At 45.2% G+C, this 22,048-nt stretch carries 15 protein-coding genes; 14 read left to right on the top strand and 1 reads right to left on the bottom strand.

The window, feature by feature from the left end; all coding sequences use genetic code 11:
• The first annotated feature begins 7 nt into the window (after positions 1 to 7).
• From LVY74_RS09225 to pap, 8 genes are all read left to right on the top strand, one after another.
• Entirely contained in the window at positions 8 to 925 is a 918-nt protein-coding gene (locus tag LVY74_RS09225) for an ABC transporter permease (RefSeq protein WP_237814828.1), read from the top strand.
• A 306-nt stretch (positions 926 to 1,231) separates the two neighbouring features.
• Positions 1,232 to 1,717 carry a nucleoside deaminase gene (locus LVY74_RS09220; protein WP_237814827.1) on the top strand — a complete coding sequence of 162 codons (486 nt, stop codon included), beginning with the start codon at positions 1,232 to 1,234 and terminating at the stop codon, positions 1,715 to 1,717.
• A gap of 469 nt (positions 1,718 to 2,186) precedes the next feature.
• Entirely contained in the window at positions 2,187 to 3,182 is a 996-nt protein-coding gene (locus LVY74_RS09215; RefSeq protein WP_237814826.1) for a sulfonate ABC transporter substrate-binding protein, read from the top strand.
• Between the two features lie 11 nt (positions 3,183 to 3,193).
• Complete coding sequence (locus tag LVY74_RS09210) at positions 3,194 to 4,186, top strand: aliphatic sulfonate ABC transporter substrate-binding protein (protein WP_237814825.1); 993 nt, start codon at positions 3,194 to 3,196, stop codon at positions 4,184 to 4,186.
• 57 nt (positions 4,187 to 4,243) lie between these two features.
• On the top strand, positions 4,244 to 5,419 hold the full coding sequence (gene ssuD / locus LVY74_RS09205; RefSeq protein ID WP_151710250.1) for an FMNH2-dependent alkanesulfonate monooxygenase: 1,176 nt from the start codon (positions 4,244 to 4,246) through the stop codon (positions 5,417 to 5,419).
• The gene (gene ssuC / locus LVY74_RS09200; RefSeq protein WP_151777679.1) at positions 5,416 to 6,195 is read left to right on the top strand and encodes an aliphatic sulfonate ABC transporter permease SsuC; all 780 of its coding nucleotides are present in this window, start codon (positions 5,416 to 5,418) and stop codon (positions 6,193 to 6,195) included. The genes ssuD and ssuC overlap by 4 nt, the downstream gene beginning before the upstream one ends.
• A 10-nt stretch (positions 6,196 to 6,205) precedes the next feature.
• Complete coding sequence (locus tag LVY74_RS09195; protein WP_237814824.1) at positions 6,206 to 6,994, top strand: ABC transporter ATP-binding protein; 789 nt, start codon at positions 6,206 to 6,208, stop codon at positions 6,992 to 6,994.
• 192 nt (positions 6,995 to 7,186) lie between these two features.
• Complete coding sequence (gene pap / locus LVY74_RS09190; RefSeq protein ID WP_237814823.1) at positions 7,187 to 8,605, top strand: polyphosphate:AMP phosphotransferase; 1,419 nt, start codon at positions 7,187 to 7,189, stop codon at positions 8,603 to 8,605.
• Between the two features lie 15 nt (positions 8,606 to 8,620).
• Here pap and LVY74_RS09185 read toward each other — a convergent pair whose 3' ends face one another.
• Positions 8,621 to 9,127 (bottom strand): hypothetical protein, encoded by a 507-nt coding sequence (locus LVY74_RS09185; protein WP_237814822.1) that lies wholly within the window; start codon positions 9,125 to 9,127, stop codon positions 8,621 to 8,623.
• Between the two features lie 168 nt (positions 9,128 to 9,295).
• Between LVY74_RS09185 and LVY74_RS09180 the strand changes: the two genes are divergently transcribed.
• The 6 genes from LVY74_RS09180 (at position 9,296) to pnp (ending at position 22,010) form a co-directional block, all read left to right on the top strand.
• Positions 9,296 to 12,958 carry an exodeoxyribonuclease V subunit gamma gene (locus LVY74_RS09180; RefSeq protein WP_237814821.1) on the top strand — a complete coding sequence of 1,221 codons (3,663 nt, stop codon included), beginning with the start codon at positions 9,296 to 9,298 and terminating at the stop codon, positions 12,956 to 12,958.
• The gene (locus LVY74_RS09175; RefSeq protein WP_237814820.1) at positions 12,958 to 16,668 is read left to right on the top strand and encodes a UvrD-helicase domain-containing protein; all 3,711 of its coding nucleotides are present in this window, start codon (positions 12,958 to 12,960) and stop codon (positions 16,666 to 16,668) included. The genes LVY74_RS09180 and LVY74_RS09175 overlap by 1 nt, the downstream gene beginning before the upstream one ends.
• 124 nt (positions 16,669 to 16,792) lie before the next feature.
• On the top strand, positions 16,793 to 18,517 hold the full coding sequence (gene recD, locus LVY74_RS09170) for an exodeoxyribonuclease V subunit alpha (RefSeq protein ID WP_237814879.1): 1,725 nt from the start codon (positions 16,793 to 16,795) through the stop codon (positions 18,515 to 18,517).
• A 574-nt stretch (positions 18,518 to 19,091) separates the two neighbouring features.
• Positions 19,092 to 19,289, top strand: coding sequence for a hypothetical protein (locus LVY74_RS09165; RefSeq protein ID WP_237814819.1), 198 nt, complete (start codon positions 19,092 to 19,094; stop codon positions 19,287 to 19,289).
• 116 nt (positions 19,290 to 19,405) lie between these two features.
• Positions 19,406 to 19,675 carry a 30S ribosomal protein S15 gene (rpsO, locus tag LVY74_RS09160; RefSeq protein ID WP_111895817.1) on the top strand — a complete coding sequence of 90 codons (270 nt, stop codon included), beginning with the start codon at positions 19,406 to 19,408 and terminating at the stop codon, positions 19,673 to 19,675.
• Between the two features lie 247 nt (positions 19,676 to 19,922).
• Complete coding sequence (pnp, locus tag LVY74_RS09155) at positions 19,923 to 22,010, top strand: polyribonucleotide nucleotidyltransferase (RefSeq protein ID WP_237814878.1); 2,088 nt, start codon at positions 19,923 to 19,925, stop codon at positions 22,008 to 22,010.
• Positions 22,011 to 22,048: the final 38 nt, after the last annotated feature.

Genomic DNA, 22,048 nt, shown 5'->3' with positions numbered 1-22,048 from the left:
TACGGATATGTTAGAAGTCACCGCAATTTTAGCGACCACAGTTGCTGCTGCGACTCCTTTGATTTTTGCAGGTTTGGGCGAACTGGTGGCAGAGCGTACAGGGGTGATTAACCTTGGCGTTGAAGGCATGATGCTGGTGGGCGCGATTGCCGCATTTGCACTTTCGGTTCAGTTTGATCTGAGTGTATTTAGCGCGCTGTGGGTGGGTGCAGGTGCGGGCATGTTGATGGCACTGATTTTTGCTTTTTTCAGCTTGTCCCTCAGCACCAATCAGTCGGCTTGTGGCTTGGCACTGACCATTTTTGGCATGGGAATGTCCTCTTTTATCGGGCAGAACTATGTCAGTCAGGCATTGCCAGGGCTGCAAAATATGAATGTACCTGTGCTGTCCAAGATCCCATTTATTGGCCCAATTTTGTTCCAGCAAAACTATGTGGTGTATCTGTCTTTACTGGCTTTTGTGCTGGTGTGGTGGGTACTGGCAAAAACCCGTTTGGGCTTGCTGCTCAAAGCAGTGGGGGAATCGCCTGAAAGTGCACATGCCATGGGTTATCACGTATTGGCGATTCGTTATGGCGCTGTGCTTTTTGGCGGTGCGATGGCGGGGATTGGTGGGGCATTTCTATCGACGGTTTATACCCCGATGTGGATTGAAAACATGGTGGCGGGTCGCGGTTGGATTGCGATTGCACTGGTGGTATTTGCAGCGTGGAAACCTGCGCGTTTGCTGTTGGGCGCGTATCTGTTTGGTGGCGTGACTATTTTGCAGCTACATGCTCAAGCGCTCGGCATCAATGTGCCGACCGAGTTTTTAGCGGCATTGCCGTATGTGGCGACCATTTTGGTGTTGGTGCTGATTTCTCGGGATAAGAAGTTGTTAAAGATGAATTTGCCTGCTTCGTTGGGTAAGACCTTTTTGCCTTAGTTTGAGTTAATGATCGAATCTAGGGGTAGCAATTTGATATTTAGGTGAATGTATTCCTTTACTTTTCAGGGATGAAAAGTAACAAAAATCCTTTGTTGTACTGACGTTATGTCCCTATAACGCAGTACAACGTGGCGGCATCCATGCCGCCTGTCATCTAAGCTCATCGTGGGTAAGATTCAAATTCTTCATATCGAGAGCTTCAATTTTCACAACTTGTTTTTTATATCGAAACGTATCTACATACAAAATTTTAATACGATTGAATCAGTCTGAGCCATCACATGCTCAGCTCAAGGAAATCCCATGTCGACACCCAATTCTGAACAAATTTTACGTTTTTTACGCTTGTCCAATGACGTGGGAAAACGCGCCATTTCTTTAGGGCATCATCCCTTTGGTGCGGTACTGGTCGCACCTGACCACGAAACGGTTTTGCTGACCCAGTGCAATATCGATACGGTCAATCATGCCGAATCGACACTGGCGCGGGTCGCTGCCACAAATTATCCACCTGAATATTTATGGCAATGCACTTTATATACTGCCGTTGAACCGTGTTGCATGTGTGCAGGCACCATTTACTGGGCGAACATCGGGCGGGTGGTGTATGGCATGAGTGAAGCACGGTTACTGGAATGTACAGGCAATCACAGTGAAAACCCAACCATGAGCGTGTCTTCAGCGTATGTGTTTGCACATGGACAAAAAGACATTGAATTGATTGGCCCTGTGGCTGAACTGGAGCAGGAAACGGCTGATTTACAACTGAGTTTTTGGCAAAGCCGTTAGAAGTTATATCTGAAATTCTGCTATGCATAGCTTAAAAAGCCACAAGGAACGTGGCTGAGCAGGAGGCTTATCATTCATGTGGAACGTCTTTATAAAAATTAAAGATATCTAAATATATGTATAACAATAATTTTTTATTCTACTTTTTGAATTAGGCTAAAGCTGCTTTAGCACGAATTCTGTAAAACTTTGCAGAAAATCTCTTATGCAGAAAATTTCATAATTATCCCATTTTTTCTTTATTTTGCTAAAAAAGACAAAGCATTAAGGTATGGGCTTCCAGATCGTTTTTGTCGAAAGAGCGCAGAAAGCCATGAATCGCTGTGTACCACTTCGCACCTTCGCGGTGTCATCTATTCATCTTCCATCCTTTGCGGTTATGCCAGCAATGTGTTGTCAGTTTGCACGAATGTAACTGAATTTTATAAACATATTTTTGAATTAACTTGATATTGAGGATGTAAACAAGATGAATCGTATTCAACAGTGGTCAGTGATTGGTTGCACAGGGTTAAGTTTGGCGCTGAGCGCATGTAGCAAACCTGCTGAACAACCACAGGGCAATGCGCAGGCAGCATCTCAGCCGAAAACCGAGCTAAAAACTTTAAGCATTGGCTTTCAGAAATATGGTCTTTTGCCGATTGTCAAAGCGCGTGGCGACCTAGAAAAAACATTGCAGGCACAAGGCGTTCAGGTGAAATGGGTTGAGTTTCCTGCGGGGCCTCAGTTACTTGAAGGTCTGAATGTTGGCAGTGTGGTGATTGGTGAATCAGGCGAAGCGCCGCCTATTTTTGCTCAAGCGGCGAGCGCTAATCTGGTCTATGTCGCAAACCAGCCTGCTGCCCCTCAGGCAGAAGCGCTGATTGTGCCGAAAACTTCCAATATCCATTCGATTCAGCAATTAAAAGGCAAACGTATTGCCTTGAATAAAGGCTCGAATGTGCATTATTTGCTGCTCAAAGTTCTAGAAGCCAATCATCTCAGCTTAAATGACATTCAAGTGGTGTATCTACCACCTGCCGATGCTCGCGCTGCCTTTGAAAAAGGTGCAGTGGATGCTTGGGTAATTTGGGATCCGTTCTTTGCCGCAGCGCAGCAGCAACTGGGGGCACGCGTGTTGTCGACAGGGCAAAACTTGGTCAGCAATCACCAGTTCTATTTGGCTGATCGCAAGTTTGCACAAAACAATCCACAAGTGTTTAACACTGTGGTGAAAGAGCTGAACCAAACCACCGAATGGGTCAAGACTCATCAGGATGAAGCAGCAAAATTATTGGAAAAACCAACAGGTTTAGATTATAGCGTGCTGAAAACCTCGATCTCACGCATGGGCTTTGGCGTGACCCCGATTTCTAAGCAAGTGATCGCAGAACAACAGCAAGTGGCTGATGCCTTCTATCAACAAAAACTGATTCCAAATCAAATTCATATTCAAGATGCGATTTTAAGCGCACCAGCCAAATAACGGGGACAGACATGAGCTATTTACGAACCACCAGCCTGATTGCATTGAGCAGCGTCACGGTGTTGCTTGCAGCATGCCAAAAGTCTGAAACTGCCCCTGCACAAGCCGCTGCGCCCGCAGCCAGTCAGAACAATGAACTGAAAACCCTGAGCATTGGCTTTCAAAAATCATCTTTAAATTCAATTGTTTTAAAACAGCAGCATTTACTGGAAAAAGAGTTTCCAAAAACCAAGATTGAATGGAAAGAATTCCCCGCAGGGCCACAAATGCTCGAAGCTTTAGCTGTGGGCGCGGTGGATTTGGGTACAGTCGGCAATACGCCGTCGATTTTTGCCCAAGCGGCTGATAAAGGTATTGTGTATGTCGGTTATGAAAATGTTCATCCGAAATGGCAAGCGGTTTTGGTGCCCAATGACAGCCCGATCAAAAGCATTGCTGACCTAAAAGGCAAACGCATTGCAGTACAAAAAGGCTCAAGTGCCCATGACTTGCTTGGGCGAGTTTTGAAGAAAGCCAATCTGACGTGGAATGACATTCAACCGATTTGGTTAGCGCCTGCCGATGCGCGTGCTGCACTAGATAAAAAATCAGTCGATGCATGGGCTATTTGGGAACCGTTCTACAGCGCCGCTGAAGTACAAGGGCATGCCCGCCCGATCATTGACGGCACAGCGTTTGAAACCACCTATAACTTTGTGATTGGCAATCCTGATTTTGTCAAAGCCCATTCTCAGGAAACCAAGCAGTTCTTGAACACATTGAATCATGCCGCACAGTGGATTGTCGATCATCCTCAGGAGTCGTTGAAACTGTATCAGGACGCGACAGGTTTAAATGCGGACATCGCTCAGCGTGTGCTCGACAAACGCTATAAGCCGTCATTGACCCAGCCGATCACGCCTGAAGTGGTCAAGGCGCAGCAAGAGATTGCCGATCGTTTTTATCAAGAGAAGTTGATCCCTAAACAGATCGAGATCAACCAAATTATCTGGACGCAGCACTAAGCACGTTCAGGGTTTCACAGACCAAAATCGATATTTAACATTTAAAGGAACAACACAATGAAAATTTTCTGGTTTATTCCCACTCATGGTGACAGTCGTTATTTAGGCACGAGCAAAGGCGCGCGTCAGGTGGATCATGCCTATATGAAGCAGATTGCCGTTGCGGTCGATAACTTGGGCTATGAAGGGGTACTCATTCCAACAGGACGTTCTTGTGAAGATCCGTGGATTACTGCGGCAAGCCTGATTGATGCCACGCAAAACCTGAAATTCTTGGTGGCACTGCGCCCAGGGGTGACCACGCCTGCCTTGGCAGCGCGTATGGCAGCAACTTTTGACCGCTTGTCCAATGGTCGTGTGCTACTCAACTTGGTGACAGGGGGCGATGAGCAAGAGTTGAAAGGCGATGGCTTGTATGAAGATCATGCCACCCGTTATGAAACAGCCAATGAATACGTGAAAATCTGGCGTGAAGTTTTAACCCGTTCGCATACAGGTGAATCATTCAGTTTCCACGGTAAACACTTAAATGTCGATGATGCCAAACTGCTTTATCCACCTGTACAACAACCGTATCCACCGCTATGGTTTGGGGGGTCTTCCGATGTGGCGATTGATTTGGCGGCAGAACAGGTCGATACCTACCTGACTTGGGGTGAGCCACCTGCTGCGGTTAAAGAAAAAATTGCGGTGGTACGTGCCAAAGCTGAAGCCAAAGGACGCAGCTTAAATTACGGTATCCGTCTGCATGTGATTGTGCGTGAAACCAATGAACAGGCATGGGCAGCGGCGAATGAACTGATTCAATATGTCGATGACAACACCATTGCGGCTGCACAGAAGAAATTCTCGCAAATGGATTCGGTGGGTCAGCATCGTATGGCTGCTTTGCATGGTGGTCGCCGTGACAAACTGGAAGTATCACCCAACTTATGGGCAGGCATTGGCTTAGTGCGCGGTGGTGCAGGGACAGCCTTGGTGGGTGATCCTGAAACGGTGGCAGCACGTATCCAAGAATATGCTGATTTGGGCATTAGCACCTTTATTTTCTCGGGTTATCCGCATTTGGAAGAATCGATTCGTTTTGCTGAATTGGTATTCCCATTATTGCCTTTAGAAACCCGTAAAAAACTGTCACAGCCCAATTTGACTGGACCCTTTGGCGAGATTATTGCCAACAACTATGTGCCTGATGAAGACAAAAAACGTCAACGGGCAGAGGAGGCTGTATGACCCAAGTGGTAAAACGGCTTGGGCAACGCACGTTGCCTTGGCTAGTGCCCGTGGCACTGGTGATTTTCTGGCAAGTCGCTTCAGTCACAGGATTATTGGAGAGTCGGATTTTACCTGCGCCATCGGCTGTGCTTAGTGCCTTCTGGTCATTGTCTGTGAGTGGTGAGCTTTGGCATCATGTCAAGATCAGTGCAGGGCGCGCCTTGCTCGGTTTATTGGTCGGTGGTGGTTTGGGCTTGTTGCTCGGATTGCTGAATGGTTCATCGAAAATTGCCTCAACGCTGTTGGATACCACCTTGCAGATGATTCGTAATATTCCTGCACTGGCGCTCATTCCTTTGGTGATTTTATGGTTCGGGATTGATGAATCGGCAAAACTGTTCTTGGTGGCGATTGGTGTCTTTTTCCCGATTTATATCAATACCTATCATGGTATTCGCTCCGTCGATCCGCAGTTGATTGAAATGGGCAAAAGCTACGGCTTGACGCGTTGGCAGTTGTATAAAGACATTATTTTACCTGGCGCGATGCCCTCGATTTTAGTCGGTTTACGTTTTGCACTGGGTTTGGTCTGGGTCTTATTAATCGTTGCGGAAACCATTTCTGCACAGGCAGGCATCGGGTATATGACCATGAATGCCCGTGAATTTTTGCAAACCGATGTGGTTTTGGTCGGGATTCTACTCTACGCCTTACTGGGTAAACTGGCGGATGTTTTTGCCCAATATCTAGAACGTTATTTACTGCGCTGGCATGCAGGTTATCAACACGATTGAGGAGAGCATCATGACGGATTTAAGTGTTGCAGATTATGCAGATGAGCTGGTCACTGCACCCAAGTCGAAGCTTGCACCCACCACCGGTGCCGAGATCCATATTCAACAACTCAATAAATACTATGGCAGTGTCACGGTACTGGAAAACCTCAATCTAGACATTCAGGCAGGGGAGTTTCTAGCGATTGTGGGACGTAGTGGCTGTGGTAAAAGTACCTTACTGCGTTTAGTCGCAGGGCTAGAACAGACCAGTCAGGGCAAAATCAGTTTTACTGCACCTGCACAGACGGCGGCGATTCAGCCCGATGATATTCGGGTGATGTTCCAAGACCCGCGTTTACTGCCGTGGAAAAGCATTGAGGACAATGTCAAACTCGGTTTGCCGAAGCAGCAGTCTGAGCAGGCGATTGCTTTACTGGAAAAAGTTGGACTTAAAGAAAAAGCCAAATTGTGGCCCAGTCAACTTTCGGGTGGGCAACGTCAGCGTTCAGCATTGGCACGGGCACTGGCACATCGTCCACGAATTTTATTGCTAGATGAACCGCTTGGCGCACTGGATGCCTTGACGCGATTAGACATGCAGAATCTGATCGAAAAATTATGGTGTGAACAAGGCTTTACTGCCATTTTAGTCACTCATGATGTCAGTGAAGCAGTGCAATTGGCAGACCGTATCATCTTGCTCGACAAAGGACATATTGCTCAACAATTTCATGTCCATCTGCCCCGACCACGTCAAAAAGGTGTGCGTTTTGCAGAGCTTGAACAACAGGTACTGCAAGCAGTTTTAGCCACCTAAATTTAAAATTGATCGTGTTCGTTAGGATGATGAAACATGTCTAGAGCAGACAGTCAGCAAGGCAGGAGATTTCCTGCCTTTTTCTGTTTTGAGTATTTATCGTTATGAAAGCGTTGGATTGATTTGTCTAAGCTAAATGTAGCTGTAGTATCATGCTAGAGATAAAAACAGCATAAACACAGGTCGCCGAGCATGCATCAGAGCGTAGAACCAGAAAAAATTAAACATGATCATCAACTTTCTTTTGATCTTATTGAAGCCCAATACCGCCTACGCAATAGCCGTGGTTCAGACCACAGTAAAAGTGTCCTGATTATTGTCAGTGGAATTGAACTTGCGGGGAAAGGCGAAGCTGTCAAACAACTGCGTGAATGGGTCGACCCGCGTTATTTATATGTCAATGCGGAGCCACCACAGCTTTTAGGCAATCAGCAACCCTTTTGGCAGCCCTATGCACAGGTGATTCCTGCCGAGGGTCAGGTGGTGGTGCTGTTTAGTAACTGGTATAACGACCTGTTGAATACTGCCATGCATGTGTCCAAACCTTTAGATGACACTATGTTCGATGCCTATATTCACCAAATGCGCAAATTTGAGCAAGATCTGAAAAATAATCAAGTCGATGTGATTAAGTTCTGGTTTGACTTGTCGTGGAAATCTCTACAAAAGCGCCTCGATAATATGAATCCATCTCAGGAAAAATGGCATAAATTACATGGTCTGGACTGGCGCAATAAAAAACAATACGACAACTTACAACGCTTACGTCAGCGCTATAGCAATGACTGGATTGTGTTGGATTGTGAAAATAAGCATCAGCGTAACCGAGAGTTTGCAGAGCATTTATTACTCGCATTTAAAGACTTACCCAAACATACAGGGCGGGTCGCTGATCAATGGACACAAGCACCGATACCGCAAAACTTACTGAATATTTCACATCCAGAAATCAGCAAAAAACATTACAAAGCTGAGCTGAAAAAAATTACCCGAAAAGTCACAGATTATTTACAAAATAATCCACGTAAAATTGTCATCGTATTTGAAGGGATGGATGCCGCAGGTAAAGGTGGGGCAATTCGGCGAATTGTCAAAAAACTTGATCCACGTGAATATGAGATCAATTGTATTGCAGCACCTGAACGTTATGAACTCCGCCATCCGTATCTATGGCGGTTTTGGACGAAACTCGGCAGTGCTAGCCAAATCAGGATTTTTGACCGTTCTTGGTATGGTCGGGTATTGGTCGAGCGTATTGAAAATTTGGCACAAGATTTTGAGTGGCAACGCGCTTATGAAGAAATTAACCGTTTTGAAAAAGACCTTGCCGATACTGAAACCATCGTGATCAAATTTTGGTTGGCAATCAGTCAAGATGAGCAGGCAGAGCGTTTTAAAATTCGCGAACAGACACCGCACAAGCGTTTTAAAATTACCAGTGAAGATTGGCGCAATCGGGAAAAATGGGACGATTATTTGAGTGCTGCTTCGGATATGTTTTATCTGACCAATACGGCTTATGCGCCGTGGCATATTATTTCGACTGACAGTAAACGACAGGCACGCCTTGAAATTATGCGTGCCTTGTTAAAACAGCTTAAAACAGGCTAGCTCATTTACGCTGTCTTAGGAAACAACTTGAGCTTTTTGCTTAAGTTGAATCCGTTTTGCAATCTGATAACAGTCTTCAACATGGGCTGCGGCAATTTTTTTAAATACCAGATAGCCCAGACTTGCCGCAATAATCTGTCCTCCTAAAGGAATAAATTTGGACACCTGTTTGGTGAGCATTTTTCCGACAAAGCCGTTAAAGGATTTTTTAACTCCAGTGCGTGCCACCATTAACCCTGAAAACTGTACGCCACGTTTACGTAGTTCCTGCCAGTGAATTTCACGGGTTTTCGGGTCATAAACGCTGATGTGCTCGCGATCGAGTCCAAACTGTTCATTAATTTCAGGAATCAGTTTCGATAAAATTCCGACATCGACCACCACATCTAAAAATGGCACGGGAATCACAGCTGCGCCTGCTGACAAATAGGCGCGTTTTTTGACCATGTCTAAGCAATCACGGCGTACTTGGTCTAAATTGAGATCTGGATCAATTGATTCGGGAATATGCTCAATTTTCATAAAATTGTTACCTTTAGCGGTGTTATTTTTTACTTGCAATTCAGATAGTGAGATCACAACATATTGTTTTTTAAAATGACATAATTGATGTGGAAGAAATAGTCTAATCTATGTGTCAATTTGTTTAGATTGCATACATTCTACAAAATACAGCGAGAAAAGTGATTTATGGGGATTCATGTTTGTCAAAGCCAGCGTTTAGAACTGTTGTTGCAAACTCTGTTAGCCCAGATCAGTCAGGCAGAACGCCATCCCTTACAGGTGCTGAAACAGCAGCATTTTGTGGTGCCGAGTGCAGCCGTCGAGCAGTGGCTAGAGCAGCAAATTTCGCAGCATCAGGGGATTAGTGCCAATCAGCTTTATCATCAGCGTATACAGACGTTTCAGTGGTATGCCTATCAACAGGTTTTGGACAATAAAGACCAAGTCCGCCAAGCCAACATTCCTAGACTGGTGATGCAGTGGCGCATTTATGAAGCTCTGAAACCGTACATTGAACCTGAACAGCTCAGCTTATCGGCTGAGCATCCGCTGTATAGCATCGTGCAGCGCATTTATGACAGTGCTGCACATTTAAGCCAAGGTCTACAGCAGCAACTGAAAAAACAAAACATGCTGTACTGGGTGGCAGAGCAGGTGTCACGGGTCTTTAGTCACTACATGATTTATCGGGGGCAATGTCAGCACCATTGGCATGAGCCGTGTAGCTGTCCACAAAACTGGTTAAAAGCATGGGGCAATAACCGTGAACTGAACATCGAGCAACTCTTCCAAGCCGATGAACATGGCATTGCGCTGTATCAACTGGAGCAGGTACAGCAACTTGAAGCATGGCAACGCTGGCTGTGGCAGGAAGTCTTTCATGCTGACTTTGTGCAGATGCAGCAGATTGACCGAGATTTCTGGGCAATTTTGGATGACCCAGAACGTCGCAAAGTCGCTTTGAAACGCTTGCCGCAACAGTTACTGATATTTACCGTACTGGATTTGCCACCGACTCAACTGCAATTTTTGCGTCGTTTGGGACAGTACTTGGAAGTGGTGATCTTGCACTACAACCCATCACAGGAATATTGGGCAGACAGTGTCGATCCGAACTGGAAAAAACGCTATGACCTTGGGGTCAAACAGCGCTTTTTGCAAAAGCATCCTCAAGCATCCGATGCCGATCTGCAACGTTTCTTTGATGAATTTACCCTCAATTTTAATGCCGAAGCACGTGAATCCCGTCATCCCTTATTGACCCGTTTTGGCAAGCAGGCACGTGACCATTTCTCGTTGTTGTCGCATTTGTCTTCGGGGGAAGAAGGGCAATGGGTTGATCTGTTTGATGAAGACTATTCCGACAGCTTGTTGGGCAAAATTCAGTCCGATGTGTTGTATCTGATGGAACCTGAAAAGCATCAGTTTGAACTTGCCTCTGATGATCAGTCGATTCAAGTGCATGTCTGTCATTCGGCACTGCGTCAGCTCGAAGTGTTAAAAGATCAGTTGTTGCACTGGCTGGCACAGGGTACAGCACAACAGCCACGCCGACTGGATGATATTCTGATTTTAACCCCGAATATCAAGGCGCTTGAACCACATATTCGCAGTGTATTTGCACCGCCACCACGTTTGCAAAACGCACAGCAAGCGCCGTATTTGCCTGTCAAAATTGGCGGCGTGGCTCAGCTCGATATGACTCAGGCATGGCAGGCGGTGTATGGGCGGATTCAGTTGCCGCATGGACGTTTCCAGTTTGAACAGTTTGCTGACTGGCTGAGTTTACCTGCCACCCAGCAGCGTTATGCTTTAGACATTACTCAGACGCAGCGTGCCTTACAGTTATTGATCCAAGCGGGTTTTAAACGTGGTTTAGATGAAGCCCATCTGGCGCGTCAGCTCAGCTCAGACGATCAGGATTACCGTTTCAGTTTTAAATTTGCCCTCGATCGTTTGGCACTGGGCATAGCCATTCCTGAACATGTGCTGTTTGAAGGCACGCTGAGCTATGCAGAGGTATTGCCAAGTGACTTTGAACTGATTGCCAGTTTGATCGAAATTTATGAAGATCTGGCGCTGCGTCGGGACTGGCTGATTTTGCATGAACTCGGACAAAACCATACTGTTGAGCACTGGCTGTATCAGATTCAGCAAGATATTCACGAGTTTCAGCAGGCAGGCGTGACTGCGCTTGGTGCAGCCTATGAAATGGTGCGTAAACAGATTCGTATGCTGACCCTGTCGGTGCATTATCAAAAACAGCAACACTCGCCACAGGTCGCCTTGCAGAATTTTAGTCTGCCGCTTGGGGTGATTTTGCAGGAAATTCAGCAGCAGCTCGACAGTCAGCTTGATCAGGCTGAACCGAGCGGGCAGATTACTTTTAGTCAGATTGGACAGATTCGCCCGTTGCCGTATCGTTTGGTGGTGATGTTGAATTTGGACAGCGGACAGTTCCCAAGCCGACAGACGCATACCCCATTTGATCTGATGCAAAGTCTGCGTCCACAACTCGGTGACCGTTCCCGTCTGGAAGATGATCAGGGTGCATTTTTAGATGCACTGCTGCTCGCCAAAGAGCAGCTCTGGTTATTTTACAATGGCTTTGATGTCAATGATGGCGAAGTGCGTCAGCCATCCAGTGTATTGCAAGAACTGCTGGATCATATTGCCTTTATTGTCGCGTCAGAACAGCCCGATGCTCACATTGCGCCGACTGTGGAATATGCAGGTCTGGAAATTCCGCAGCATCTGCAAAGTCTGTATCAGGTGCATCCACTACAACCTTTTGATCTACAAGGTTTTACACCTGAGCATTTGCGTTATCGGGATCAGTGGTTTACGGTGGCACAGCAAATTCAACACGCGACAGGACAACGTCAGCCGTGGAGCAATCAAACTTTTGAAGTGTCTGATAGCGATATCATCATGCTGAATAGCCAGCAGTGGCTGAATGACATGATTTTTCCTGCACAGTTGTATCTGAAAACGCTTGGCGTGGAAAACCTGCGCATGCAGGATTTGCCTGATGAAGTCGAACCCTTGCTGCTCGATGGTTTGGGGCGCTATAGCCTGCGCGAATTTTTACAGCAGCAAGACACGGCAAGTACCGCATTGCTACAAGACCGTTTGCCTGTCGGCAAAACGCAGCACAGTGCGTGGCAACTCAGTCAGTTGGAACATCAGCAACTTCTAAGCCAGTTACAGCAATACGCGCCTGCACCGAGTGCCACCACAGGGCAAACGTTGCATTTGCGGAATAATTTGCATATGCGCATCGTGATTCCCAAACAGCCTGAACAGGACTGGGTCAGCCTGAATCCATCGAGTGCCCGTGCCGAACGCCGTGCCAAAACATGGCTCGAATATTTGTTGTGGTTGAGCTACTTAAATTTAGGTGAACAGGGCACAGCCTTGAAACGGATTGTGGTGTTTAGTGATCGTACCCTGATTTGTCAGGGACTCAATTCGGCACAGGCACAAGTTTATCTGCAAGAATGGCTCAAGGCGTGGGACTACGGGCAAACCACGCCGTTGGTCTTGCCTGCGGCATTGCTGCTCAAACCGTTGGAAAGTGGTAAAGAGCTTGAATGGCAAGCCGATGAACAGGGCAAGATGCAGCTGGTTGAACCTGAAAAAAATCTATTCAAACAATGGCAAGGCAGCAATAACTACAACAGCCTCTTTTCAATCACTGAAGATCGCTCAACCCAGTATCACGATGACTGGCAGTTTATTTTGCAGGAGCAAGATGCCGACCTGTTATTGCAAGATGCCTGTCAGCGCTTTGCCTATGCCTTATATGCGCCGATTTACCAGTACCAGCAAGCGGTGGAGCATGCCTAATGAACACGACTCGCATTTCAACCACCCCAATTCACGATATTCAATTCAAAGGCTTACACTGGATTGAAGCTTCGGCAGGTTCAGGCAAAACCTTTACCTTATCGAGCCTGATGGTACGGATTTTACTGGAACAATATTTGCCGCGTCAGGTAATTGCCACCACCTTTACCCGTGCGGCAGCAGCCGAACTGAAAAGTCGTATTCGTAAACGTCTGCAAGAAAGTTATGTGTTTTTTGATGCACGGCGCAGTAACACCGCAGAAGAAAATCAAATCTTTGCCGAGCAGTGCAGTGATCCCTTACAAGCCAAAATCCTGAGTCAGTTTGCCCATCAGGTCGGTTATGCCTGTGAACGGCTAAAACTGGTGATTGACCAACTTGATGAACTGTTTGTCGGAACACTGGACAGCTTTAGTCAAAAGTTACTGCGTGAGTTTGCCTTTGAAAGTGGCAAAATTGAGCGCGCCGAAATTACGGATCAAGCCAAACAGTACACACGCCAATTGGTGCATGACATTTTACGCGAATGGATTCATGCACAGCCGCAGCAGTTGATTGACTGGCTGTATATCAGTGGCGAATTGGGGCGAGTCGACAGTTATGTCGAAGTAGTGGAAAAGAGCCTGAATTTTAGTAATGCTCAGTTTCAACGTGTGCAGACTACGGATTTTCAGACCGATGAACTCTTGCAGCAACGTCAGCAGTTGAGTGGCTTTGATCTCAGTCATTTAACGGCATTTTATTTGCCAACAGGTGAATATTTTAAAGGTGTGAGTGGCACCTATTTTAAAAAAGACAGCTTTACTGTGCTGTTTGGCGAGCTGATTCCAAGTGCAGTGTCACTGATTTTAAACGAAGATGGGCAAGGATTTTTTAACCCAAGTTTTAGTGAAAGCCGCAATAAACTATTCAAGTTTGCAGACCTGTTTCAACAGCAAAAAATCTTCTCTAAAAAATGTCCTGTGGACGCTGCCGAACAATTCTATGCCGATGCACAGCTCAATGCTTTTTTGAAGGTCTTGGAATGTCTGTCCAACATGCAGCAGTCTTTGCAAGATACAGGCACATTTCTGAAGTTTTACCTGTGTCAGGAAGTCAAAAAACGGCTGCCACAGTTGTTACAGCAACATGGGGAAACCACCTTTTCGCAGCAAATCCGTACACTGGCAGAAGCTTTACAAGGCGAGCAGGGGCAAAAATTTGCAGCTTTTGTACAAAGTCGTTACCCGCTGATTTTGGTGGATGAGTTTCAGGACACCAACCAAGATCAGGATGATATGTTGGCGAGTATTTGGCGGCATCCACAGCGCTATAGCCAAAGCTGCATGATCATGGTCGGTGACCGTAAACAGGCAATTTACGGCTTTCGTGGTGGAGACATGCTGACCTTTATCAAGGCACATCAGGATGTAACGCGAAAGGCAGGTCAGTTTTATCAACTGGTGTTCAACCAGCGTTCGATTCGACCACTGGTTGAAGTTGTAGATGCTTTGTTCCTGCGACAGCCCGATTTTGGTGAACAGGTGATTTATTATCCTGTGCAGGCTGGGCATCGTCCGCATCCTTCCTTGATTGATCACGATCAGGAAAATCCACATCCATTACGTTGGCTAAGTATCCCCGAAAAACAGCCTGCTCCCGAACAGGTGGCATGGCAAATTCGTCAGTTGTTGAATCAGTCGGCACAAGGGCAACTGTATTTTGCCGAAAGTACAGGCTCACGAGCGCTGATCGCCGATGATATTGCAGTGCTGTCCAAGAATCATGATGGTTTGGATCAGGTGCAATATGTACTGGAGCGCATGGGGATTCGGGTCAATCGTCCTGCTAAACGCAGCGTGTTTGATAGCTCAATGGCTAAAGATGTGGCAGCCGTATTGACTGCAATTTTAGAGCCTTACCATGAAGCCAAACTGAAACGAGCTTTATTGAGTCGTCTGTTTGGTCTGACATTGAAACAACTGGTGGAGCTACAAGCCCAAGCGGATGGCTTAAGTCAGTATATTGTTGAATTCGACCATGTGCGTGAGTTGTGGATGACACGCAACTTCCTGACAGCATGGCAGTATTTGTTGCAGCATTTTGACGTCTGGCAAACTGTAGTCGCAAGCCAAAGTCGTGACAATGAGCGGGTGGTGGTGAATTTACGTCATCTGACTGAATTACTCAGTCAGCACAGTGGGCAATATCAGGGTGCTCAAAATCTGTATCACTGGTACATGACTCAGCTCCAAAAACCAAGCGATCGGGAATGGGAACTGGAACGCAAGTTGTCCAGTGCGGCAGGCGTGCAACTGATGACTATTCATCAGTCCAAAGGTTTGGAGTTTAAAATTGTCTTTTTACTCAATGCCGATGGCAAGTTTAACGAGCAAAATAAACAACTGAACTTCTCGACGGTCAAACAGCTTAATCCGCAGACAGGGCAGCTTGAAGCACAGCGCGTGATCGCAATTCATGATAAAGAAAAACTACCACAAGCCGATTTAGATCAGCATCAACTACGCCTTGAAGCCGAACAGCATCGGCTTTGGTATGTCGCGCTGACCCGAGCCAGTTATCGGGTCTATGCCGTGTTGCAAGACCATAAAGGCAACTCCACCACAGGCTTGGCATTTTGGAAAAATCAGGCAGGTGAGTTTCAACACCCTGCTTGTGCCGAGGCGGTCTTTTTAACCGAATGTCCTAAGCCAATTGTTGCGACTGAAACCGAAAATGTGACTGAGCTACAGGCTTTGGCTTTGCCGAATAAACGCTTTTATCCGAGAGCGCGAACCAGTTTTACAGGATTAGCGCAGCATTTGTCTCGGCAGCAAGCCAAAGATGTATTGGCAGAATACGTCGGAGAGCAACAAGCGGCTGAAGATGAATGGCAAGCAGTCTCACCACAAGTCCAATTTGCAAGTCAGCAAGAACAGTTGCCGTGGATTCAGCGCCAGTTTCCACAAGGCACCCATGCAGGGAACTTCTTGCATGGCGTATTTGAGCATTTAGATTTTCAGCAAAATGAAGACTGGGCTTATGAAATCCGCCGCCGTTTTAAAAACGATGATATTTATTTATGGCAACAGTTATTAGAACGTTATCAACAACGGCATGATCTACCGAGCGAGACGGTGCTGGAAGATTACGCGTTGAGTGAAGTCCAAGACTGGTTGGCAAAAATTCTGGCGACTCCGATTCATGCTGATTTTTGTTTGCAGCAGTTAAGTCCTGAACAGCATTTGGCTGAGTTTCCATTTTTTATGGCGCTCTCCGATCAGGTCTTTGCGGTACAGCGCCTGCATGCTTTGTTTCAAGAATACCAATTGTATATGCCTGAGTTTAATCCTGCCGAATCAGCACGCTATTTAAATGGTGCAATTGACTTGGTCTACGAACATCAGGGACGGTTTTATATCGCCGACTATAAAAGTAATTATCTGGGTGATCGCTTGCAGGATTATCATGCGACAGCGATTGGGCAGAACATGTCACAAAGCAGTTATTGGTTACAGGCGAGTCTTTATTTGGTAGCACTGCATCGTTATTTGCAGACACGTCTGGAAAATTATGCGATTGAGCAGCACTTGGGCGGAGCCAGTTATTTGTATTTGCGGGGAATGTCGGCACAAGCAGAATTTGGCAGTTATTTTTGGCAACCTGAGCCTGAGTTTATTTTGCGACTCGATGCAATTTTAGGCTATGCAAAAGTTAAGCAAACAGTATGAAAAAAGTGAATAACTTTACTAAGTGTTTAAAAAACAAAAGCTTAAATTGTGGACAATTATGGGTATAACTCTGTTGATATCTGTGTGAATAAGTTTTGAGGATCACAATGTGAGAAAAGAAGCGATGCCAAGACAGCAAGAAAATTTGGCTTGGTCTGAAAAGTGGGCAGAGTATCTGATAAATCAGGTTGCAAAGTCAAGTGAAAATGCTGAACTCATCATGACGATTCGCCAATTATTTTTGGCAAAATCCCGTGGTGATAGTTGTATGAATTGTTATCCTGACCAAGTACAGCAGTTTGGTCAATTATTAACATCTTCAGCGCAGCAGATCGCACCATTTGTTTATGATGGACAAGCCTTGTTTTTGTATCGTTATTTTGCTTTAGAGCAGCGGCTTGCCCAACAGGTTCAGCGCTTATATCAACAACAACCAACAACGGTTGATACCTCAGCATATACGTCATTGTTATCAGATCCATATCAGCAGCAAGCATTGCAGAGGGTCGGGCAGTCAGCACTCAATATCATTACAGGTGGGCCAGGAACAGGAAAAACCTATACACTGGCGCGAATCGTCGCTGTGTTAAATCACAGTTTGCCTCATTTACGGATTGCTATGGCTGCACCGACAGGGAAAGCAGCGCAGCGGATGCAGGAAGCTTTGCAAGGATCTTTTAATGATCCTGAGCTGCAAAAACAAGGCTTAATTCAGCCTGAACTATTGCTGTTAAAACCTGTCACCTTGCATCGGTTATTGGGGATTGGTCTACAAGGCAAAGCCAAATATACAGCGCAGCAACCTTTGCCTTATGACCTGATTGTGGTCGATGAAGCCTCAATGCTGGATCTAAATTTGGCGACTTTATTGTTTGAAGCCATTCCCGATCATGCTCGCCTGATTTTATTGGGCGATGCACAGCAGTTGGCATCGGTCGATGTCGGTTCAGTATTGGCGGATTTACAGCAAACACAAAAGTTACAGAGCTGCCGTGTCAATTTAGTGACGAGTCGACGTTTTAGTGATGATGCTTTGATTGGGAAAATGGCACGTTTCATTCAAGAGGTGACTGCTCGACAGCTTGATGCAACACAGGTATTGGTTCAGTTTGAACAAGAAGTGGTGAGTGCAGGGCAGTTAGACAGCATCGACCTGACTCAAATTGTTAAAGATTATATCCAGCTTCAGTATTTAAATGCGGAAACTTCGACTGAGCAGACCTTGCAACAGCTCTGGACAGGATTTCAAAGCTATCAACATAGCCTGATTGCCTATTTACAAAGTGAGCGTTCGCAAGCCGATGTTGAACAGGTGATTGCGAGTTTTGATCAGTACCGTATTTTGACCGCGATTCATTATGGAGAACTGGGGTTAAATGCCATTAACCTATTTATGCAAAGACAGTTATTAGCGGCATTACTCCCTTATACGCAACAGGTAGGTGATTGGTATGTGGGAAGACCTGTCATGATGACAGAAAATGATGATCAGCTAGGACTTGCCAACGGTGATATTGGCATCTGTTTTTTACACCGCACAGATGCTCAGCAGTTTGAAGTGTTTTTTCCGAGTTTGCAAAAATGGATCATTGCACAGCGTTTGCCTAAAAATATCGCAACCGCATTTGCCCTGACAATCCATAAATCACAAGGCTCTGAATTTGCACATACTGCTGTAGTGCTCGATGCTCCTGCGGAAAAATTGTTGAGCCAAGAACTGATTTACACCGCGATTACCCGTGCCAAAAAAGTAGTGTCATTGCTCGTCGATCGGGCTGCATTTGCTCAGGCATTAACCTGCCAGACCGTTAGACAGAGTGGTTTGGTTAGAAAAATTGAACAATTATGAGAATAGTAAAGTTTTTTTTGATAATCAGACGCAATGTAAGCAATGGCTTACATTAAATAGGGAAATTGGCGGATAGCTGATCAACTCTAATTTTAGGTACTATGGCGATGCTAAATTGATTTAGCATGGAAAGCTAAATCATAATCGTATAAGAAGAATAAGAGTCTATAGACAACGAACTTACAGGACGTGAGTCACACGCAGGAAACTTACAGCCACTAAACCTTGTAGTTTTGGGAGAGACTACAGGGTTTTTTTATATCTGCTGTTTTTGTGATGTCAACAATTTAGAAAGAAAGTAGACTAAACCTGTCGGTTTTTTGTCAGCTAAGTTATCGCAAATTAAACATGTAAAAAAATGTATCATGTGTTCTACTTTCTCAAATCTATAAAATTATAGGTATGATTTTTATAAAGTAAAAAAGCTATTGATTAATATGGAATTTTAAAATTTTAAAAGGTGTTTTTTTGTTTCCTGAGTGTTTTAATCATGTTTTTTATGTAAGTTTTTGCTTACAAGAGCTTGAGAAAACGTCTATATGTACCTTACAGTTTTTATGCGAACATTAAACACATGGAAACACAAGCTCAAGTTGGGATGTTAACAATTTCCATAAGAAGCGTGGGTCTGACCGCTCATAAAAATAAAAAAAGCAAAAACAAGAAACTACAGCGTACAAAAGCCCAAACAAAATACCGTTTGGGCTTTTGCATTTTTTTTCAATATTCAGAAAAAAGACAATCCACGCATGCTTTTTTTGCAATCGTCTAGATTTTCACTTAAAATAAACCCCTTGCTGTAGTGATGCACGGCAATCAATTAGTTAATTATTTTAACTTTTTGATAAATATCATCTTTTTAAATTTTAAGCATCTCGGAGAAATCGAATGGCTTTAACTAACCAAGACCGCGCAGAAATTATTGCTAAATTTGCACGTGCAGAAAATGACACTGGTTCACCAGAAGTACAAGTTGCTTTGTTAACTGCTCAAATCAATGACTTACAAGGTCACTTTAAAGAGCACAAACACGACCACCATAGCCGTCGCGGTTTGATCCGTATGGTTAACCAACGTCGTAAGTTACTTGACTACTTAAATGGTAAAGACCACGGTCGTTACACTGCATTGATCGGTGCTTTAGGTTTACGTCGTTAATTCGATTTGGGCTTACTTTTCGGTATTTCGAATGTTTCTGACTTCGTCACTGAAAATCGAGCTAGGCTTAGCTTGCTAAGCTATTCTAGAAGGGGCGAATATTCGCTCCTTCTTCGTGTCTAATATCTAGTGAGGTCGGCTTCTAAGCTTTGTCATTTATTGCAAAATTGTGCTGTGAATGCCAAACCTTAGGGGTCTCCACTAGAAAAACTGTTCAAAAAGAACTAGGAAAATACAATACATGTCAATGTTTAATATTGTTCGTAAAGAATTCCAATATGGTCAATACCCAGTGGTTTTGGAAACGGGTCGTGTTGCTCGCCAAGCTAACTCTGTATTGATCACAATGGGTGGGGTAAGCGTACTTGTTGCAGTTGTGGCTCAGCCAACAGCAAAAGCAGGTCAGGATTTCTTCCCACTGACTGTTAACTATCAAGAAAAACAATATGCTGCGGGTCGTATCCCGGGTGGTTATGGTAAACGTGAAGGTCGTGCTTCTGAAGCTGAGACGTTGATTTCACGTTTGATCGACCGTCCAATTCGTCCGTTGTTCCCAGAAGGTTACTACAACGAAATCCAAGTGACTGCAACTGTTGTATCTTCTGACAAAACTATGGATGCTGACATTGCAGCAATGCTTGGTACTTCTGCAGCACTTGCAATTGCAGGTACACCATTCCGCGGCCCAATTGGCGCAGCGCGTGTTGGTTTGATTAACGGTGAATACGTACTTAACCCAAGCTATGAACAATTGGCTCAGTCTGACCTTGACCTTGTGGTTGCAGGTACAGAATCAGCCGTGTTGATGGTTGAATCTGAAGCGAAAGAACTTTCAGAAGATCAAATGCTTGGCGCTGTATTGTTCGGTCATGACGAGCAACAGATCGCCATTCAAGCGATTCAAGAATTTGCAGCAGCAGTAGGCGCAGCAGCATCTACATGGACTGCACCTGCACACAACGAAGAATTGCGTGCACAATTAAAAGAAGCATTTGAAGCGAAAATCTCAGAAGCTTACACCATTGCAGTGAAACAAGATCGTTATGCAGCGCTTGATGCGCTTCATGCTGAAGCTGTTGCTCAGTTTGTTCCTGCAGAAGATGTTGACGGTATTGCTGACGAAGTTGACTTCTTGTTTGAAGATCTTAAATACCGCACCGTTCGTGACAACATCTTGTCTGGTAAACCACGTATTGATGGTCGTGACACTAAAACTGTTCGTGGCTTAGATGTTCAAGTGGGCGTGTTAGAGCGTACTCACGGTTCTGCGTTGTTCACGCGTGGTGAAACTCAGGCACTTGTCACTGCAACTTTAGGTAACACTCGTGATGCCTTGATGGTTGACACACTTGCAGGTACAAAAACTGACAACTTCATGTTGCACTACAACTTCCCTGCATACTCTGTAGGTGAAACGGGTCGTGAATCTGGTCCAAAACGTCGTGAAATCGGTCATGGTCGTTTGGCTCGTCGTGGTGTTCAAGCGGTTCTTCCTCCAATTGACCGTTTCCCATACGTGTTACGTGTAGTTTCTGACATTACTGAATCTAACGGTTCGTCTTCAATGGCATCTGTGTGTGGTGCTTCATTGGCATTGATGGACGCTGGCGTTCCATTGAAAGCACCTGTTGCAGGTATCGCAATGGGTCTAGTGAAAGAAGGCGAGCGTTTCGCAGTTCTTTCTGACATCTTGGGTGACGAAGATCACCTTGGTGATATGGACTTTAAAGTAGCGGGTTCTGCAAACGGTATTACCGCACTTCAAATGGACATCAAAATCGAAGGCATCACTGAAGAAATCATGGAAGTGGCATTGAACCAAGCATTTGCTGGTCGTATGCACATCTTGAATGAAATGAACAAAGTGATTTCTCGTGCACGTGCTGAAATTTCAGCTCACGCGCCAACATTCGAAGTGATCACGATTAACCCAGACAAGATCCGCGACGTGATTGGTAAAGGTGGTGCAACCATCCGTGCGATTACTGAAGAAACTAAAGCTGCGATTGATATTGAAGACAACGGTACAGTACGCGTATTTGGTGAATCTAAAGCAGCTGCACGTGCAGCGATTGCCAAGATCCAAGCGTTAACTGCTGAAGTTGAACCAGGCAAAATCTATGCTGGTAAAGTGATTCGTATTGTTGAATTTGGTGCGTTCGTGAATATCTTGCCAGGAACTGACGGCTTGTTGCATATCTCTCAAATCTCAAATGAGCGTATTGCCAACGTGACTGACGTATTGACTGAAGGTCAAGAAATCAAGGTTCAAGTTGCCGATGTTGACAACCGTGGTCGTATCAAATTGACCATGAAAGATGTAGAACAAGCATAATCTGAGCTACGCTTGGTAAAGAAAGTCCGCTTGAAGCG

The organism is Acinetobacter sp. ME22 (genome assembly GCF_022012315.1).
Taxonomy (GTDB): Bacteria; Pseudomonadota; Gammaproteobacteria; order Pseudomonadales; family Moraxellaceae; genus Acinetobacter; species Acinetobacter brisouii_A.
Note: the sequence above shows the minus strand (reverse complement) of the source record. Positions and strands in the feature narration are given on the sequence as shown.

Bases quoted from the DNA above. Each gene is read 5' to 3' on its own strand.
- LVY74_RS09225 (WP_237814828.1), top strand. From the start codon at position 8: ATGTTAGAAGTCACCGCAATTTTAGCGACCACAGTTGCTGCTGCGACT.
- LVY74_RS09220 (WP_237814827.1), top strand. From the start codon at position 1,232: ATGTCGACACCCAATTCTGAACAAATTTTACGTTTTTTACGCTTGTCC.
- LVY74_RS09215 (WP_237814826.1), top strand. From the start codon at position 2,187: ATGAATCGTATTCAACAGTGGTCAGTGATTGGTTGCACAGGGTTAAGT.
- LVY74_RS09210 (WP_237814825.1), top strand. From the start codon at position 3,194: ATGAGCTATTTACGAACCACCAGCCTGATTGCATTGAGCAGCGTCACG.
- ssuD (WP_151710250.1), top strand. From the start codon at position 4,244: ATGAAAATTTTCTGGTTTATTCCCACTCATGGTGACAGTCGTTATTTA.
- ssuC (WP_151777679.1), top strand. From the start codon at position 5,416: ATGACCCAAGTGGTAAAACGGCTTGGGCAACGCACGTTGCCTTGGCTA.
- LVY74_RS09195 (WP_237814824.1), top strand. From the start codon at position 6,206: ATGACGGATTTAAGTGTTGCAGATTATGCAGATGAGCTGGTCACTGCA.
- pap (WP_237814823.1), top strand. From the start codon at position 7,187: ATGCATCAGAGCGTAGAACCAGAAAAAATTAAACATGATCATCAACTT.
- LVY74_RS09185 (WP_237814822.1), bottom strand. From the start codon at position 9,127: ATGAAAATTGAGCATATTCCCGAATCAATTGATCCAGATCTCAATTTA.
- LVY74_RS09180 (WP_237814821.1), top strand. From the start codon at position 9,296: ATGGGGATTCATGTTTGTCAAAGCCAGCGTTTAGAACTGTTGTTGCAA.
- LVY74_RS09175 (WP_237814820.1), top strand. From the start codon at position 12,958: ATGAACACGACTCGCATTTCAACCACCCCAATTCACGATATTCAATTC.
- recD (WP_237814879.1), top strand. From the start codon at position 16,793: ATGCCAAGACAGCAAGAAAATTTGGCTTGGTCTGAAAAGTGGGCAGAG.
- LVY74_RS09165 (WP_237814819.1), top strand. From the start codon at position 19,092: ATGGAAACACAAGCTCAAGTTGGGATGTTAACAATTTCCATAAGAAGC.
- rpsO (WP_111895817.1), top strand. From the start codon at position 19,406: ATGGCTTTAACTAACCAAGACCGCGCAGAAATTATTGCTAAATTTGCA.
- pnp (WP_237814878.1), top strand. From the start codon at position 19,923: ATGTTTAATATTGTTCGTAAAGAATTCCAATATGGTCAATACCCAGTG.